Here is a 15,251-nt window from a genome sequence, read left to right as displayed (position 1 = left end):
TCACGCCCGTTCGAACGACGGCTCAGGTATCGATAAAACTTTTCGGCGGTCGGTGCAGGCTGATTTTGGCGTCATAGAGCAGGTTGATCAACTCGACGATCATGATCGCCGTCAGGCCCCAGATCTTGTACTCGCCGAAGCGATAGCTCGGCACGTACCAACTGCGGCCCTGATAATCGATGCGATGGGTATGCTCACGCGGGTCCTTGCGGAAGAATTCCAGCGGCACGCTGAAGACGGCGGCGATCTCGGCATCATTGGGCTGGTATTCGACGAAGTCGGGAATCACCCCGACATACGGCGTTACCTTGATGCCGTGCAGGGAAATCAGCGGACTCAGCGGGCCGATGACTTCGACCAGACCCGGCGGCAGGCCGATTTCTTCTTCGGCTTCGCGCAGCGCGGTGAATATGAGGTCCGGATCTTCCGGGTCGCGTCGCCCTCCGGGGAAGGCGACCTCGCCGCCATGGGTCGAAAGCCCGCTGGCGCGCAGGGTCAGGACCAGTTCCGGTTCGTCACTGCGGGTGATCGGCACCAGCACGGCGGCTTCGGGGAAACGTGCGTCGGTCTCCAGCGTACGCGGTGTGTGGTTGCTTACCCTATGCAGTAGCTCGTCCAGCATGAGTGTTCTCGATCGGTGCCTTGCTCCGCATCATGCACCAATCAAAGCGAGCGCCCAAGCCCCCGAAACCCGTCGTGTCGCGAAACGACAACTTGCCGACCGGCCCCGCTGCACGCCAAGATAGGCGCAGCATTCAGGAACCCGAGCATGAAATTTTGCAGCCACTGCGGTAACCCGGTCACCCAGCGCATTCCCGAAGGCGACTCGCGGCTGCGATTTGTCTGCGACAGCTGTCAGACCATTCACTACCAGAACCCCAATATCGTCGCCGGATGCGTGCCGACCTGGGGGACGAAAGTGCTGCTCTGCCGCCGCGCCATCGAGCCGCGTCTCGGTTACTGGACGCTGCCCGCCGGTTTCATGGAAAACGGCGAGACCATCGAGCAGGCCGCCATCCGTGAAACCGCCGAAGAAGCCTGCGCCCGGGTGCGCAACCTGAGCATTTACACGCTGATCGACGTGCCGCACATCAGCCAGGTGCATGTGTTCTTCCGCGCCGAACTGGCCGATCTGCAATACGCGGCCGGGCCGGAAAGCCTTGAAGTGCAACTGTTCGAAGAAGCCGACATTCCCTGGGACGAGCTGGCCTTCCGCACGGTCGGGCGCACGCTGGAATGTTTCTTCGCCGATCGGCGCAGCGAGGTTTACCCGGTGCGTTCGGAGTCGATTCCGCCACTGGTGCAGCCGGCGATCACTTGAGCTTCGCGGCACCCTGCCGATAACCACACCTGCATCTATCACTATGTGTCTGCGTCATTCTTGGGGAATCGTTTCAATGCGTTGGTTGCTTGCCCTGTTCTGCCTGTCGTTCGTCAGCGTTTCGCAAGCGTCATTCGTGACCACCGTGACGCCCTCGAACACTCCACTGATCGAAAAAGTCCTGGTACTGAAATCGGCCCACCAACTGCAGTTGATTGCCGACGGCAAGCCGCTGAAGACCTATCGCATCTCCTTGGGCAAGGGTGCGAAGAAAGGCCCGAAACTGATCGAGGGCGACAAACGTACACCCGAAGGTTTCTATTGGATCGACTGGCGCAAGACCAGCGATAAATTCAACCTGTCGATGCACATCTCCTACCCGAACATCAGCGATGCCGCCCGCGCGCGTCGTGAAGGCGTCGAGCCTGGCGGCATGATCATGATCCACGGCACTCCGGACTCGGCAGACAACCCGGAGCAGTTGTTCCACACCCTCGACTGGACCGATGGCTGTATCGCCATGCGCAACGTCGATATGCGTGAAGTGTGGAATCTGGTACCGGACGGCACGATGATCGAGATTCGCCCGTAACCTCGACCGCTGGTCACCCGCAAAAAAATAATTCAAAAGATCGCAGCCTGCGACGGCGCCTACAGGGGTGATACCACTCTCAACTATAGAAGCTGTCGCAGGCTGCGATCTTTTGCTTTTTATAGGCCATCACTAATACCACTTTAAACACTGCCCCCTGAAAACCGCCAATCCATTGGGTCAGACGCCAGTTCATCGCGTTGACATGGTATTCAAGTGGTATTAGCTTCCGTCGCACAAGCGAGCCACAACAATCCTATACTCGCGACGGAAACGACCTACATGAACGACCTCCAGCCCCTACGTCCCGACGATTCCCAGCCGACGCCGCTGTACTTGCAACTGGCGCGCAATCTGGAAGCGGCGATTCATGCCGGGCAGTGGAAGGCCGAACAGGCGATGCCGTCCGAGCGCAACCTCAGCGACCAGCTCGGCATCTCCCGAGTCACCGCACGCAAGGCGCTGGAAGTCTTGCTTGAGCAAGGCCTGATCCGCCGCCTGCAAGGCTCCGGCACCTTCATCACCCCACGCCTGGAACAACCACTGTCGCGTCTTTCCGGCTTCAGCGAAATGCTGCGCCTGAAAGGTTTCGTGCCGAGTTCGAAATGGCTGGAGCGGGAGATCACCCTGCCAACCCACGAAGAACTGATCCGCCTCAGTCTGTCGCCGAACGACAAGGTGGCGCGCATGAAGCGTCTGCGCAAAGCCGATGACACGGTCATGGCGATCGAGATGAGCACCCTGCCCGCGTCGATCATGCCCAAGCCGCAAGCGGTGGGCGATTCGCTTTACGAATACCTCGACGGCATCGGCAAACCGATCGTCCGCGCCCTTCAGCACATCCAGGCAATCAACGCCTCTGACGAATTCGCCGCACTGGTCGGCATCGCCCCCGGCACCGCCATGCTGCTGATGACCCGGGTCGGCTATCTGGAAGACAACACGCCGATCGAAGTCACCGACACCTATTGCCGCAACGACTACTACGACTTTGTTGCAGAGCTTCGTAGATAAAGAGCCGCGTCGCTGAGCGCGGCCCCAAGCGAGAACCGAAATGTCCGAAGACAACATCCTCACCGCCAGCGGCTGGGTTCGCGGCCGGCTGATTCACGAACAAGGCAAGATCGTGTCGATCGAAGGCGTGCCCTGCGATCCGGCGGCTAACGATCTGCCCTATCTGCTGCCGGGCTTCATCGACCTGCATGTGCATGGCGGCGGCGGCAAAGACATCATGGAAGGCGCAGAAGCCTTCGAAACCATCAGCAAAACCCACGTGCGCTTTGGCACCACCTCGCTGTTGGCCACGACCATGACTGCGCCGAGCGCGGAGATCTCCAGCGTCCTCAAAGAGGTAGGACAATTCTGCGAACAGCGTCCGAAAGGCGCCGCGCGAGTGCTTGGCGTACACCTTGAAGGCCCTTACATCAACCCGGGAAAACTCGGCGCTCAACCGAACTTCGCCCACATCGCGTTGATGGCAGAAGTCGAAGAATATCTGGCGCTGGCACCGATCCGCGTCATCACCATTGCCCCGGAAATCGCCGGTCACGATGCATTGATTCGCGAACTGAGCAGCCGTGGCATCCGCATGCAGATCGGCCACACCCTCGGCAGCTACGAGGAAGGCGTCGCCGCGCTGGCTGCCGGTGCCAGCAGTTTCACCCACCTCTACAACGCCATGAGCCCGCTGCATCACCGCGAGCCGGGCATCGTCGGCGCAGCACTGGCGCACGCCAAATACGCCGAGCTGATTCCCGATCTGCTGCACGTACACCCCGGCGCCATTCGCGTGGCCCTGCGTTCGATCCCGTGCCTGTATTGCGTCACCGATTCGACCGCCGCCGCCGGCATGCCCGACGGTGAATACAAGCTTGGCAGCCACACCGTGACCAAATGCCTGGGCGGCGTGCGTCTGCCCGACGGCACGCTGGCCGGCAGCACGCTGACCATGGATCAGGCCCTGCGCAATCTGGTGAAGATCGGTTTGCCGATCGCCGAAGCCTCGCAGCGTCTGTCGCAATTTCCCGCCGACTATCTCGGCATCACCGAACGCGGGCGCCTTGCCCCCGGCGCCTGGGCCGACTGCGTGCGGCTTGATCGTTCACTCACACTGACCGCCGTCATGGTCGAAGGAGAAGACATTGACTTCAAAAATGCTTGAAGAGGCGCTGTCCTCGTTCGAGGCCGTGCAAGCCCAATTGCAACAGCTCGACGCGCCGATGATCGAGATCGCCGGGCGCCTGCGCCGGCAGCCACCGCAAGTGGCGATGACCGTCGCCCGTGGCAGCTCCGACCACGCGGCGAGCTACTTCGCCTACCTGACCATGCAGCAACTGGGCGTGCCGGTGGCCTCGTTGCCGATGTCGGTGGTGACCATGCAGCAGGCGCCGCTGAAAGTCAGCGGTCAGGTCGCCTTTGCGTTTTCGCAGTCGGGGCAGAGCCCGGATCTGGTCAACAGCCTGCGCCTGTTGCGCAAGCGTGGAGCGCTGAGCGTGTCGATGGTTAACGCTGCCGATTCGCCACTCGAAGCGGCCTGTGAATTCAGCCTGCCGCTGCTCGCCGGCACGGAAAGCAGCGTCGCCGCGACCAAGAGTTTTATCGCCACCCTCAGCGCCAGCGCGCGTTTGATCGCGCACTGGAAAGAGGACAGCGAATTGCTGCAAGCCCACGATGCGCTGCCAGAAGGCCTGCGCGAAGCGGCTAAACAGGACTGGAGCGTGGCCATCGAAGCCCTGCGCGATTGCGAGCGCCTGATGGTGATCGGCCGTGGCGCCGGTTTCGCGATTGCTCAGGAAGCGGCGCTGAAGTTCAAGGAAACCTCGGCGATTCAGGCCGAAGCGTTCAGCAGTGCCGAAGTCCGTCATGGCCCGATGGCACTGATCGACGAACACTATCCGCTGCTGGTGTTCGCCCCACGCGGCGCCGAGCAGGCCGGCCTTTTGAGCCTCGCGGCAGAGATGCGTCAACGCGGCGCCCGGGTCTTGCTCGCCGCGCCAGATGACGTCAACGAACGCGACCTGACCTTGACACGCGCCGAACACCCGGCCCTCGACCCGATTCTGGCGATCCAGAGTTTCTACGTAATGGCCGCAAGCCTGGCCGTGGCGCGGGGCATGGACCCGGATCAGCCGCGCCATTTGAGCAAAGTAACCCGCACGCATTAAGTCCGACTGACTGCACACCTGATGAGACCCAGCCATGCCCGACAACAATAAAGAGCTGACCCTCAGCGCCCCGCTCAGCGGCCCGGTACTGACGCTCGCCACCGTCCCGGACGCGGTGTTCGCCAGTGGCGCGATGGGCGACGGCATCGCCATCGACCCGCTCAACGACACGCTGTATTCGCCCTGCGCCGGCGTGGTCATCCACGTCGCGCGCAGCAGCCATGCGGTGACCGTGCGCGCCGACAACGGTGCGGAAATCCTTTTGCATCTGGGTCTCGACACCGTTGAATTGAACGGTGAAGGTTTCGCCATGCTGGTCAAGGAAAGTGATCGCGTCAGCCTCGGTCAGCCGCTGCTGCGCTATGACCTGGACAAGGTCGGCCAGCACTGCAAAAGCCTGGTCAGCCTGTTGATCCTGACCAACAGCGCGGATTTTCAGGTGCGGCCGATCACCCTCAAAGCGGTGAAAGTCGGCGAGCCGTTGCTGCACATCATCGCGCGCAATGTGGTGGCGGCGAATACCGATATAAGCGCTGGGCCAGAGGTTCGTGGTCAAGTGCAGGTCGCTCATCGCGGCGGCTTGCATGCGCGCCCGGCTGCGCTGATCCGCCAGACCGCCCAGGGTTTCAGCAGCCATTCACAGCTGCACTTCAACGGCAAATCGGCGCCGTGCAACAGCCTGATCGGTTTGATGGGTCTGGCCATTGGCGAGCAGGATGAGGTGCAGGTCAATTGTCAGGGACCGGACGCCGATGCCGCGCTGCAAGCCTTGCTCAGCGCATTGGCCACGGCGCTGCCGGATGATCATCACGCGCAAGCGCCGACCACCACACCCGCGCTGAAACGCCCGGCCGAGGCTGGGGTGTTGCATGGTGTTTGCGCGGCGCCGGGGCTGGTCGCCGGGCCGTTGTTTCGCTTGAACGCGATCACCTTGCCGGCGGATGCGGGCAGCCACGATCCGGTGCAACAGCAGCCGATTCTTGAAACGGCATTGAACGCGGTGCGCAGCGAAATCGCCGCCACCCTCGCCCAAGCGAAAAAGCACAAGAACGCCGACGAAGAAGCGATCTTCGCCGCACACATGGCGCTACTCGAAGACCCGGCCCTGATCGACGCCGCGCAGCAATTCATCGCGCAAGGCACCGCTGCGACGCACGCCTGGAGTCAGTCGATCGACACCCAGTGCGACATGCTCCAAGGCACCGGCAGTCCGCTGCTGGCCGAACGTGCCAACGATTTGCGCGACCTCAAGCAACGCGTGCTGCGCGCCCTGCTTGGCGAGGCCTGGCAATACCAGGTTCCGGCCGGCGCCATCGTTGCCGCCCATGAACTGACGCCATCGGATCTGCTGCAACTCAGCGCGCAAGGTGTCGCCGGGTTGTGCATGGCCGAAGGCGGCGCGACCTCCCACGTCGCGATTCTGGCGCGCGGCAAAGGTCTGCCGTGCATCGTCGCTTTGGGCGCGCAATTACTTGAGCAGCCGCAAGATCAGGCCGTGGTGCTCGACGCTGATGGCGGGCGCCTCGAATTGACCCCAAACGCCGAGCGCCTGAGCGAAGTGCAACAGGCACAAATCCAGCGCCAGCAGCGCCGCGACAGCCAACAGGCCAAGGCCCATTTGCCCGCTGAAACCCGCAATGGCGTGCACATCGAAGTGGTCGCCAACGTCGCCTCAAGCAACGAAGCGGCAGACGCTTTTGCCAACGGTGCCGATGGCGTCGGCCTGTTGCGCACCGAGTTTCTCTTCGTCGATCGCCAGACGGCACCGGACGTCGAAGAACAGCGCAGCGCCTATCAAGCGGTGATCGATGCCATGGGCGACAAGTCGGTGATCATCCGCACCATCGACGTCGGCGGCGACAAGCAACTCGACTACCTGCCACTGCCGGCCGAAGCCAACCCGGTGCTCGGTCTGCGCGGCATTCGTCTAGCCCAGGCGCGCCCGGAAATTCTCGATCAGCAATTGCGCGCGCTGTTGCAGGTCAAGCCGTTGCCGCGTTGCCGGATTCTGTTGCCGATGGTCACCGAGGTCGACGAACTGCTGCATATCCGCCAGCGCGTCGATGCCTTGTGTCTTGAGCTGGGGATTACCGAGCGCCCGGAAATCGGCGTGATGATCGAAGTCCCCGCCGCCGCGCTGCAAGCCGAACAACTGGCCGAACACGCCGACTTTCTCTCGATCGGCACCAACGATCTGTCGCAATACACCCTGGCCATGGACCGCGACCACGCCGGGCTGGCGGCACGGGTCGATGCCCTGCACCCCGCGTTGCTGCGTCTGATCGCCATGACCTGCCAAGGCGCGGCGGTGCACAAGCGCTGGGTCGGTGTCTGCGGCGCCCTCGCCTCCGACCCGCTGGCCACGCCGGTGCTGATCGGCCTCGGCGTCACCGAACTGTCGGTGAGCCCGGTGCAGATCGGTGAAATCAAGGACCGCGTGCGTCAGCTGCATGAAGCCGAATGTCAGCGCCTGAGCCGCGACCTGCTCAAGCTGTCCAGCGCCGCCGCCGTTCGCCACGCCTGTCATCAACATTGGCCTCTGCGCTAACAAAAACAAAAAGGACAAACGCCATGTACCAACTCTTCATCGAAGGCCTGCAACGCCTGGGCCGCGCGCTGATGCTGCCGATCGCGATCCTGCCGATTGCCGGCCTGCTGCTGCGCCTGGGCGACACGGACCTGTTGAACATCGCGATCATTCACGATGCCGGGCAAGTGATTTTCGCCAACCTGGCGATGATTTTTGCCATCGGCATCGCCGTCGGTTTCGCCAAAGACAACAACGGCACCGCCGGCCTGGCCGGGGTGATCGGTTATCTGGTGATGATCTCCACGCTCAAGGTGCTCGATTCGACCATCAACATGGGCATGCTCGCCGGGATCGTCAGCGGCCTGATGGCCGGTGCGCTGTACAACCGCTTCAAGGACATCAAGCTGCCGGAGTATCTGGCGTTCTTCGGTGGCCGGCGTTTTGTGCCGATTGTCACCGGGTTCGCGGCGGTCGGTCTGGGCGTGCTGTTCGGTTATATCTGGCCGCCGATCCAGCAGGGCATCAACGCGTTCGGCGCGCTGATGATGGAAAGCGGCAGCATCGGCGCCTTCGTCTTCGGCGTGTTCAACCGCCTGCTGATCGTCACTGGCCTGCACCACATCCTCAACAACATGGCGTGGTTCGTCTTCGGTAACTTCACCGACCCGACCACTGGGGCATTGGTGACCGGCGATCTGTCGCGTTATTTCGCCGGCGATCCGAAGGGTGGGCAGTTCATGACCGGCATGTTCCCGATGATGATCTTCGGCCTCCCCGCCGCGTGCCTGGCGATGTACCGCAACGCTTTGCCGGAGCGGCGCAAGGTGATGGGCGGGATCTTCCTGTCGATGGCGCTGACCTCGTTTCTCACCGGTGTGACCGAGCCGATCGAATTCGCCTTCATGTTTCTCGCGCCGTTGCTGTTCCTCCTGCATGCGCTGCTGACCGGGCTGTCGATGGCGATCACCAACGGCCTGAACATTCATCTGGGCTTCACCTTTTCCGGTGGTTTCATCGACATGATTCTCGGCTGGGGCAAGTCGACCAATGGCTGGCTGGTGGTGCCGGTCGGGCTGGCTTACGCGGTTATTTATTACCTGGTTTTCGACTTCTGTATCCGTCGTTTCAACCTGAAGACGCCGGGGCGCGAAGACGTCGCCAGCGCCGAAAAAGCCGTGCTCTCGGAAACCGAACGCGCCAGCGCGTATATCAAAGCCTTGGGCGGCGCCGAGAATCTGCTCACCGTCGGCGCGTGCACGACCCGCCTGCGCCTGGAGATGGTCGATCGCAACAAGGCCTCGGATGCCGAGCTGAAAGCGCTGGGCGCGATGGCGGTGGTGCGCCCGGGCAAGGGCGGCAGTTTGCAGGTCGTGGTCGGGCCGTTGGCTGACAGCATTGCCGATGAGATTCGCTTGGCCATGCCTGCGCTGGGCCGTACAACTTTGGCAGAAACCGTAGTAGTTGCCGATGAGCCGACGACTGTTGCGCTTACCCGCAACGAGGCGCAGCAATGGCTGAATGCACTGGGCGGTCGCGATAATGTGCTGCAACTCGATTGCATCGCCATGACCCGTATTCGCCTGCAACTGGCCGATGCCAAGGCGCTGTCCGAGGCGCAGCTCAAAGCGCTCGGCTGCCTGGGTGTCAGCCAGTTGGACGGTGGCGTCTGGCATTTGCTGGTGGGGGACAAGGCCGCGAGTTTGAGCGGGGCGATTGAGGCGTTGCTGAGTCGCGGGGAGGTCCGCGCGCAGGTTTGATCTGCGCGGGTGGCGGGAGGGCTGGAGCGGGCGCCGAAAATACGGCACGCGCACGATACATGAATACCACCCTTCTCCACGCCCTGCTCGCCATGCTGGCCCTTCATCCCCAGCATGGAAATCGTGCCCATGAGCACCCCCAACGCACCCACACCCGATGAGCTCAAAAACGATCTCAACCAGATCGGTCGTCTTCTCTTCAACACCGAAACCCCGCTGTTGCCCGAGCACAAACCGAGCACCGAGCAGGCTCATCTCAAACGCCTCGAAGAGCAGCTGAAAACCTATCGCGACGGCTACCTGCAACGCAGCCGCGCGCTCTATCAGGCGCTGGCAACCAGCGACCTGCAGAGCGAGGCAGGCAAGCAACTGATCGCCACGCTGAAGGTGCGCCTCAACACGCAACTGATCAACATGGATCTGCGTGACCAGATCGACGGCAAATCGGCAAAAACCTTCCTCAAATACGACGCCGGTTTCACTGCGCTTGAGTACGAGGCGCAACAGGCCGTCACCGATCGCCTGCTGCACCCACAGGCCGGCGAGCTGATACAGAAACTGGCACTCGGCCCGCTGTTGCGTCCGGCCATGTATGCGTTGCAGTTCACTTATCAGCAAACCACTGTCGAGCTGGCCGGGGCCTTTGTTGTGACGCAAAAAGACACCCCGAAAGTCAGCGATCTGCTGACCGACCAGAGCGCTGGCTTCGTCGTGTTGTTCACACCGGCCAGGGGCCTGGAGTTGTTCAATTCCCTGGCTGATCTCGATGCCCATCTGCTCAAGACCATGCAGCACAGCATCAGCCGTGGCGAATTGATGCAGCTGCTGCCCAGCCGCTACCACGATGTCGGTACAGCGGGAATCTGGCCATTGCAGCTGGCGCCCATCGACAGCAAACCGCTGTTCGAACACATCTACGATGCCTTGATCGAAAAGCGCACCCTGGATATCGAATATGCATTGAGTTTCGCCGCCAATCCGCAGCAGGATGGCGCTGTACTGATCGCCGAGCTGGGGCGCGCCATCGACGCTGCGCTGCCGAATCTCACCCCGCGCCTGGCACTTCAGGCACAAACCCTGTTCGAGCGGCATTTGCGCAACAGCGCCCCGGACTGGTACCGCAGCGCCGACGCCGCCAAGCGGGCCGAACTGGCGTTGCACCTGGGCAACTACAACCATGCCCGGCAAAACCTGCTTGACCTGATGGGCCCGGCGGTCAGCCTGATCGCCGTGGCCCGCCACCAATGGCTGGAACGGCTGAGTGATGATTTGCAAATCGACGATCTGGAACCGGACCAGCTGCAGATCACTACGAATCGGCAGGTCCCCGGATTCGGCGCTTATGTGCACAAGAGCAATCTGCTTGAGCTGACCTTGCGCGGCCCGCACACCGGCGATGAGTTGCCGGGCTCGGCGTTTCTCAGCCACACCCGGCTGACTTACAACGACCTGCCGTTATCCGACGAGTACGCGGATGTAACGCCCGCCTGGGTGATCAAGCAGGCACTGGAGCTGGAACCGCGCGTCGACTTCGCACGCTTGCAAACGCAGATGCAGGCGAGATCCGCGATCAAACCTGCGATCGAGCAGATGCTCGATCAGCGCATCGTCGCGCTCGCCCATGCCGCAGCGCTGCAAGGGCATCTGCTCGACAGCGATCTGCAAATGCTCCAGCGCCTGCGTAACGGCAGCGATCCACAGCTGCGCGCCGCCACGCTGTCTTTACATGGTGCCCAACTGCAGGATCTGTGGGTGCTGCGTCAGAACGACGAATCCGGTGCGGTCCGCCGCCTGCTGCTTTGCACACCGCAGGCGCCCCGTGAACGCCAGTTCGAGGCGTTCGACAGCGAGCGCCAATTGCAGACCCATCTACTGGGTTGGGCCAAGCAGAATGACGCCGCCGAAAGCATGGCCGGCTATCTGATCAGCCGCGCACCGATGCGCTTTCGTTCGACCCTGCGCAAGGTGTTGTCGGGGCTGAGCCTCAAGCCGGAAGCAGCAGAGCACCAGAAAGTCGCCTTCGACCACCTGGGCAACCATCTCGATTGCCTCAAAGCGATGGCTGAACACATGCTCGCCACACGCATCGACGACTACGATTTCAGCACCCCGGTGTGGTATCGCTCGACCACTGCGGCCAATCGCCGAAAACTCTCGACCCTGAGCGACGACGCCGAGGGGGCTTTGCGCGCGTTCAATCAGCATCCGCTGTCGGGCGGACGTTTTCAGGCGTTTGACGATTACGTGCATGCGCAAGCGAAGATCAGCCTGAACCGCTTGCTCAAGCGCCCTGCCAATGACGTCGATCCGGACACCGTCTGGGCCTATTCGCCAAAGTCGATCGTTCCCTCATGGACGCCGAAACCGCTGACCTATACCCGGCTGTATCGCGACGGCTATGCCGACGGCGTCGGTTTTCTCGACCAGAAATTCTCACGCTCGGCGCGCTTCAAAGGTCCGCAAGGCGTCGATATCAGTAGCCTGACCGCGCAGAACGTAGCGCGCTCGGTTACGGGTGTCTGGATCGGCAAACGCTACACCGACAAAGTCAAAAACGAGCTGCAGGATTCGAAAAGCGAAGGCTACGCGTTCCGACGCAACGCGACGCTGGCCATCACTCAGCGCCAGATGCAAAGCGCCGCGCTGGAATGCCAGCTGCAAGGACATATCGCCAGCAGCGACCTGCAATGGCTGCAGCAAAGCATCAGCAGCATGGATCAAACGTCGGGGCAGACCCGGACGAAATACCCGATCCACCGTTTGATGATCGACGGCGAATGGGTGATCGATGCCTGGTTGTTCGGCCATGGCAGTAATCCGGTTCTGCTGTATACGCCGGACGCACCGGACGGCGTGCGCTTTCGCGAAGCGCGCCTGTTCAATTACCTGCTGCTGCAGTCGGGCATGATCGAGTACCTGACCCAGCGGGTGGGTGTCAGCGCCCAGACCCGGGTGCGCACGCATCTGGAAAACATCCGCAAGAATCTGCCCAAAGACCTCAACAGAACCACCCCGAGCCCCGCCCGTTATGACTCGATGCGCCCGGCCGACGCCGTCAGCGACCTGCGTACCGCGCTCTACGACATGAAGTTGCAACGGCGGATCGACAACGTCCATGCCACGACCACCAGTCGTACCGAAATGATCGCCGGCCTGATCTGGACGAGCGTCGAATGGGTCGCTGCCATCGCCACCGCGCCGTTCCCGCTGTTGAGCCTGAGCACCGGCCTGTTGCTGGCCTTCAAGGACGCGATGCTCGCCCTGCATGCCTATCGTCAGGGTAATAACAACGAAGCGTTCCGGCACTTGCTCGGTTATCTGTTCAACAGTGCTGGCGCGGTGCTGACGGATCTGCGTCCGGCGCTGCGTTCACTCAAGCCCGTCCGGCGCCCGTTGCGTCGGGCTGTCACCACCGTTGGCGACGAGCAAGAGGATCTTCTGCCATTGATCGATCAGATGGCGACCGAACCGGTCCGGGACGATATGCATGCCGTCGTTTTCAGAGGGCAGTCGTATTACGCCAGCACGACCCCGGACGCACTCGGCCGTTATTTGCTCTACCGCCCGGATCCGAATGGCTCCGGACTGCTTTCGACCGGCATTCTGACCGTGCGCAACTCCGACGGAGTGATGGTGCGCAGCGGCCTGTCCGGCGGTGCACCAAAATACGAAGCCGTGCCCGAGACACCCGGCCCGCATAAAGACTATGGAGTGGCGATCAAGTACCGGGAGCGCGTCGAAACATTGCTGGATCCGCAGTCGCGAAGACGAATGCTCCAGCTGGGCGAGCACTACATGGGCGTCTCACCACAGGTCATCCTGGTCAACGTGGTCGACAAAATGGCCAACATGCGCCAAGCCTATCTGCAACAGGTGGAAAAACTCACCACGGACGCCACGCGCCATTTTGCCCAACTCGCACCGCTGCCCGCTCGCGCCGAAGTGCCGGCGGTTGCCGCCAATACCTCATTCGCACAGTTGATCGCCAGTGATGCATTCGCCGCAAAGAATCTGGTCATCGGTGCACAGCCCGGCTCTATCGCCAGCAAACAGGCATTGATCGAAAATCTCGACGTGCTTTTGGAGAACGGCTTCAAGCACCTCTTCCTCGAATACCTGCCGGGAGACGTGTTTCATCTCAAACTGGAAAAGTTCAACAAGGGCGAATCCTGGTACCACATCAAGAAACATCTGAAGGCGCTCGATAAAGCCATGGGCCATGAGCCTGACGCGCCTTTCTCTTACCTGGCGCTGGTGCGCAAGGCACGGGAAAAAGGCATGAGTATCCATGCGCTGGACGGCTCGACCAGTTATCAACTCGAAGGGATCATGGTGATGTCCGAGGTCTCGCCTTTGACCCCGCGAAACAATCGCATCAGAAACTTCTATTCGCACAAAGCGCTTGCCACCGATATGGCCGAGATCGGCGAAGAGCGCTGGGTTGCCCTGACCGAGCAGTCGCGCATGACCACGTTCGACAACACCCCGGGCCTGGCCGACCTGCACGAGGCCGTAGCCGTGCGTGTTGAAGACATCGACTTGTACCAACCCGCACGCATAAGCAGGGATGCGCCCGGTGCCATCGCGGGAGACGCGACAGCGCAAGGTGATTACCTCGTACAGATGCCGAGTGCCTACAAGGCACCTCTACCTGTCTCCAAGCCGCCCGCCGCAGCTAGCGCGGTTGACCATTTCAGCGAGTTCGATATTGCTTCGCCACTGCGCGACGATATTGCTGAAATGTTGCATCAGCCCAACTCCATGCACTCGAGTTACACCCCGACAATACCCAGTGAAAGAAAGGCCTACGAGGCTTTCATAGCCCAGCGCAACCGCCTGGAAAAAACCGCCAGGGACGCTTTTACCGACTACGTCCCACCCGATGCGCCGATCCTGCCGGTGCTCACCTCCGACTGCACATTCGAAGCTTTTTTGCGGCAATTGACCGACGGACATCTGAATCTGCTGATCGGCGAAGCCCACGTCGATGTAGCGAGCAAAGCGCTGCTGAAAAAGCACATGAAAGCCCTTAAGCAAGCAGGCTATGACACGTTGTATGTCGAGCACCTGTTCACCGACCTGCACCAGGCCGATCTCGACACTTTTCTGCGTACCCAGCGCATGCCGGACAGGCTCAAGGCTTATCTGCATCGTCAGGATCAAGGGCAGATGCCGACTTACACAGGGAGCGATACGTACACGGCGGTCTGTCAGGCGGCGGCCAAATACAACATTCGCATCAGAGCCCTCGATTGCACGGCGTCCTATCACCTCAATGGCGTGTATGACAAACACGTCTCGCGAAACGAGATGTTCAGCTATTTTGCAACCCAAGTGATCGAGGCTGATCAACTGGCCAACGGGCCGCATAAATGGGTGGCCTTCATCGGCAGTGCGCATACCAATTACAACCTCGGTGTGCCAGGTCTGGCCGATACACTGTCCGCCGTCAGCCTGCACGTGCGCGATACTGCCCCTGAACTGGCCCGGGATATTCACCGTGGGTCGTGGGAATTTGTCAGCGGCAAGCACGAGGCCAACGTCAGGGCTTTGAGCAGCGATTTTGTGATGGAGGTGGCCGTCCCCGGAACGAAAAAGCCTGCGGCGACGCCTTCTGTCAGTCGCAGCAAACTGACCGAACCCGGAAACTTCCTTATAGAAAATGCAGACACCCGCAACGCCAGCGTGGTGCATAAATCCAGGTCCGGCGAGATCGTTGAGACGCCGATTCAGATCAATGACAAGGGTCTGTTCTTCGTTGATCGCTGGGAGAAAAAAGATCAGACCTTCACCTACCTGCGCACGTTGATCGACATGCTCGTCACAGACGTAAAGCTGACACAGGTGACGTGACGCCCGGGCGATTGCACGTTGTGGAAAACCACTG

Annotated in this window: 9 protein-coding genes; 8 read left to right on the top strand and 1 reads right to left on the bottom strand. The window is 61.3% G+C overall.

What is annotated here, in order from left to right; all coding sequences use genetic code 11:
• Positions 1 to 22: 22 nt before the first annotated feature.
• The gene (locus tag BXA01_RS21275; RefSeq protein WP_016771547.1) at positions 23 to 622 is read right to left on the bottom strand and encodes a CoA pyrophosphatase; all 600 of its coding nucleotides are present in this window, start codon (positions 620 to 622) and stop codon (positions 23 to 25) included.
• Positions 623 to 769: 147 nt separating this feature from the next.
• Here BXA01_RS21275 and BXA01_RS21270 point away from each other — a divergent pair, with 147 nt between their 5' ends.
• From BXA01_RS21270 to BXA01_RS21235, 8 genes are all read left to right on the top strand, one after another.
• Positions 770 to 1,321: an NUDIX hydrolase gene (locus tag BXA01_RS21270; RefSeq protein WP_016771548.1), complete on the top strand. Its 552-nt coding sequence runs from the start codon at positions 770 to 772 to the stop codon at positions 1,319 to 1,321.
• A gap of 76 nt (positions 1,322 to 1,397) precedes the next feature.
• Positions 1,398 to 1,913, top strand: a complete 516-nt coding sequence (locus BXA01_RS21265) for a L,D-transpeptidase family protein (protein WP_076566026.1) — start codon at positions 1,398 to 1,400, stop codon at positions 1,911 to 1,913.
• Between the two features lie 282 nt (positions 1,914 to 2,195).
• Positions 2,196 to 2,927: a GntR family transcriptional regulator gene (locus BXA01_RS21260; RefSeq protein ID WP_076566024.1), complete on the top strand. Its 732-nt coding sequence runs from the start codon at positions 2,196 to 2,198 to the stop codon at positions 2,925 to 2,927.
• A gap of 40 nt (positions 2,928 to 2,967) precedes the next feature.
• A complete protein-coding gene (gene nagA / locus BXA01_RS21255) occupies positions 2,968 to 4,074 on the top strand; it encodes an N-acetylglucosamine-6-phosphate deacetylase (protein WP_076566022.1) in 1,107 nt (368 codons plus the stop codon).
• Positions 4,055 to 5,077, top strand: a complete 1,023-nt coding sequence (locus BXA01_RS21250) for an SIS domain-containing protein (protein WP_157115975.1) — start codon at positions 4,055 to 4,057, stop codon at positions 5,075 to 5,077. Before nagA ends, BXA01_RS21250 begins: the two co-directional genes overlap by 20 nt.
• A 34-nt stretch (positions 5,078 to 5,111) precedes the next feature.
• The gene (ptsP, locus tag BXA01_RS21245; RefSeq protein WP_076566018.1) at positions 5,112 to 7,625 is read left to right on the top strand and encodes a phosphoenolpyruvate--protein phosphotransferase; all 2,514 of its coding nucleotides are present in this window, start codon (positions 5,112 to 5,114) and stop codon (positions 7,623 to 7,625) included.
• Between the two features lie 23 nt (positions 7,626 to 7,648).
• Positions 7,649 to 9,364, top strand: a complete 1,716-nt coding sequence (gene nagE, locus BXA01_RS21240) for an N-acetylglucosamine-specific PTS transporter subunit IIBC (RefSeq protein WP_076566016.1) — start codon at positions 7,649 to 7,651, stop codon at positions 9,362 to 9,364.
• Positions 9,365 to 9,493: 129 nt separating this feature from the next.
• Positions 9,494 to 15,217, top strand: a complete 5,724-nt coding sequence (locus BXA01_RS21235; protein ID WP_076566014.1) for a membrane-targeted effector domain-containing toxin — start codon at positions 9,494 to 9,496, stop codon at positions 15,215 to 15,217.
• The last annotated feature ends 34 nt before the right edge of the window (positions 15,218 to 15,251 follow it).

The sequence above is a fragment of the Pseudomonas sp. B10 genome (genome assembly GCF_900156235.1).
GTDB classification, from domain to species: Bacteria; Pseudomonadota; Gammaproteobacteria; order Pseudomonadales; family Pseudomonadaceae; genus Aquipseudomonas; species Aquipseudomonas siliginis.
Note: the sequence above shows the minus strand (reverse complement) of the source record. Positions and strands in the feature narration are given on the sequence as shown.

Bases quoted from the DNA above. Each gene is read 5' to 3' on its own strand.
- nagA (WP_076566022.1), top strand. From the start codon at position 2,968: ATGTCCGAAGACAACATCCTCACCGCCAGCGGCTGGGTTCGCGGCCGG.
- ptsP (WP_076566018.1), top strand. From the start codon at position 5,112: ATGCCCGACAACAATAAAGAGCTGACCCTCAGCGCCCCGCTCAGCGGC.
- BXA01_RS21235 (WP_076566014.1), top strand. From the start codon at position 9,494: ATGAGCACCCCCAACGCACCCACACCCGATGAGCTCAAAAACGATCTC.
- BXA01_RS21275 (WP_016771547.1), bottom strand. From the start codon at position 622: ATGCTGGACGAGCTACTGCATAGGGTAAGCAACCACACACCGCGTACG.
- BXA01_RS21265 (WP_076566026.1), top strand. From the start codon at position 1,398: ATGCGTTGGTTGCTTGCCCTGTTCTGCCTGTCGTTCGTCAGCGTTTCG.
- nagE (WP_076566016.1), top strand. From the start codon at position 7,649: ATGTACCAACTCTTCATCGAAGGCCTGCAACGCCTGGGCCGCGCGCTG.
- BXA01_RS21270 (WP_016771548.1), top strand. From the start codon at position 770: ATGAAATTTTGCAGCCACTGCGGTAACCCGGTCACCCAGCGCATTCCC.
- BXA01_RS21260 (WP_076566024.1), top strand. From the start codon at position 2,196: ATGAACGACCTCCAGCCCCTACGTCCCGACGATTCCCAGCCGACGCCG.